Annotated in this window: 2 protein-coding genes; both read left to right on the plus strand. The window is 65.3% G+C overall.

The window, feature by feature from the left end; all coding sequences use genetic code 11:
* The first annotated feature begins 39 nt into the window (after positions 1–39).
* On the plus strand, positions 40–855 hold the full coding sequence (locus tag B1C78_RS17240) for an endonuclease/exonuclease/phosphatase family protein (protein ID WP_077280384.1): 816 nt from the start codon (positions 40–42) through the stop codon (positions 853–855).
* A 78-nt stretch (positions 856–933) separates the two neighbouring features.
* A partial coding sequence (locus B1C78_RS17245; protein ID WP_077280383.1) for a GGDEF domain-containing protein occupies positions 934–2,203 on the plus strand: 1,270 nt, incomplete at its 3' end.

Genomic DNA, 2,203 nt, shown 5'->3' on the forward strand with positions numbered 1-2,203 from the left:
CCCGCCCCCGGACCCGCCTCCCCGGAGGGTGGTCTCCAGATCATCGAGACGGGGCCAAGCACACCGCCCGTTGCGGGTCAACGCATCCGCATCCTCAGCTACAACGTCCAGGTGGGCATCGGTTCCCGGCGCTTCCACCATTACTTCACCCACAGCTGGAAACACTTCCTCCCCTACCAGGGACGCCTGGGCAATCTGGACAGCGTGGCGCGATTCATCGCCGGTTTCGATCTGGTGGGGCTGCAGGAACTCGATGCGGGCAGCCTGCGCAGCCAGTTCATCAACCTGGCCCAGTATCTCGCCGAACGTAGCGATCACCCCTACTGGTACAGCCAGACGAACCGCAACCTCGGCAAGATCGCCCAGCACAGCCTGGGTCTGCTGTCTCGCTTCCATCCCCACACCGTGGTGGAACACAAGCTCCCCGGCGTGATCCCGGGGCGCGGTGCGCTGGAAGCCCATTTCGGCGCGGAGCAGGGTGCCGGCTCGCTGGTGATCATGCTTGTGCACCTGTCGCTGGGCCAGCGCGCCCGCAGGATGCAGATGGAATACATCGGCGAAGTCTTGCGCGATCACGAACACGTGGTGGTAATGGGCGACATGAACTGCCCCGTCCATGCCGCGGAAGTTCGCCGGCTGGTACGCAAGACGCGGCTCCAGGAACCTCTGGCGGCTCAAAAAACCTACCCGAGCTGGCGTCCCATGCACGCCTTCGATCACATCCTCGTCACGCCGGGCTTGGGCGTGGAGCAGGTTGACGTCTACAATGTGAACTACTCGGACCATCTGCCCGTTGGTGTCGAGGTGGTGGTTCCGGAAGATGTCAAACTGCCCCACTGGGCGAACACCCAGTGAAACCCCCCGGCCCTTTGCGCCAACCCTGATCAACACCGAGCCGGGGGCCGATAGCAAACTGCCCCAGGAGCCACTCTGGTGTCGGATCAAGAGCAGTGGAAGCTTAAGTACCTGGACACCATCCGCCAGCTGGAGTCCGAGGCGGAACAGATCCGGGTCCACGAAGGCATACTGAGACGACTCACCAACCACCTTTGCGTCACTGCAAGGGGTCAGAACGCGCGCCTTGACGGCGTACTGGATGAGCTCTCCGAGGCCCTCAAATCCGACACCGCCGCGGATGGGGAGCGCCTCGAATCCTTCATCGCCCGCATGCAGATGGCGGTTCGTGGCGCCGGTCCGGACACGCCGGCCCGTCCCGGACGTCCGATCGCGGATGCGGACGCCGCCCCCGGTGCCGTCACCCCCCATGAGATCGTCAACGCCATGCTCGAACAGCTGCCGCCCGTGCCGGGGCTGCGCGACGAGCTGGAACAGCTTCTCGAGCGTCTCGACGACAAGGGTTCCCGACCGGACTGGCCCACCCTACTCTCCGGCATGGCGGACGTGCTCAGGGAACAGTGCCTGCGGGCGCAGCGCGAGCGCCGGGAGCTGGAGTCGTTTCTCAAAGAGGTGACGGATCGGCTGGGCGAGTTTGACGCCTTCCTCACCGGGCACGAGGACGCCCTGGACACCGCCCGGGGCGAAGGCGCCGCGCTGGAAATGCGCATCCGCGACGAGGTGCAGGATCTTCACAACGACATGGCCGTCGCAGACTCACTGGACCAGTTGCGCGGCCTGGTCAGCGAACACCTGGACGCCATCAGTGAGCACGTGCGCGGCTTTCGCGAGCTGGAAGAGCGCCGTTGCCAGGATCACAAGATGCGCGCCGAGCGGCTGCGCCAGCGAATCGTGCAACTGGAGCATGAAACCCAGTCGCTGCGTCGCACCATGGAAGACGAGCGGCAACTGGCCCTGGTGGATCAACTCACGGGCATCCCCAACCGCCAGGCCTTCGACGAGCGCATGCGCCAGGAGTACAGCCGCTGGAAGCGTTTCGGCACTCCCCTGACACTGCTCATCTGGGATGTGGACAACTTCAAGGCCATCAACGATTCATACGGCCACAAGGCCGGCGACAAGGTGATTCGCGCGGTGGCCCAGGCGCTGCACAAGCGCGTGCGTGAAACCGACTTCGCCGCCCGGTACGGCGGCGAGGAGTTCGTCATGCTGCTGTCCGGGGCAGCCGGTCACGAGGCACTTGGCGTGGCCGAGGGCATCCGCAGCGAGATCCAGGCCCTGGGCTTCCATTTCCGGGGCGACCGCGTACCCATCACCATCTCGGCGGGCCTCGCCGCCTTCGGCGAGG

Source organism: Thioalkalivibrio denitrificans (assembly GCF_002000365.1).
GTDB lineage: Bacteria > Pseudomonadota > Gammaproteobacteria > Ectothiorhodospirales > Ectothiorhodospiraceae > Thioalkalivibrio_A > Thioalkalivibrio_A denitrificans.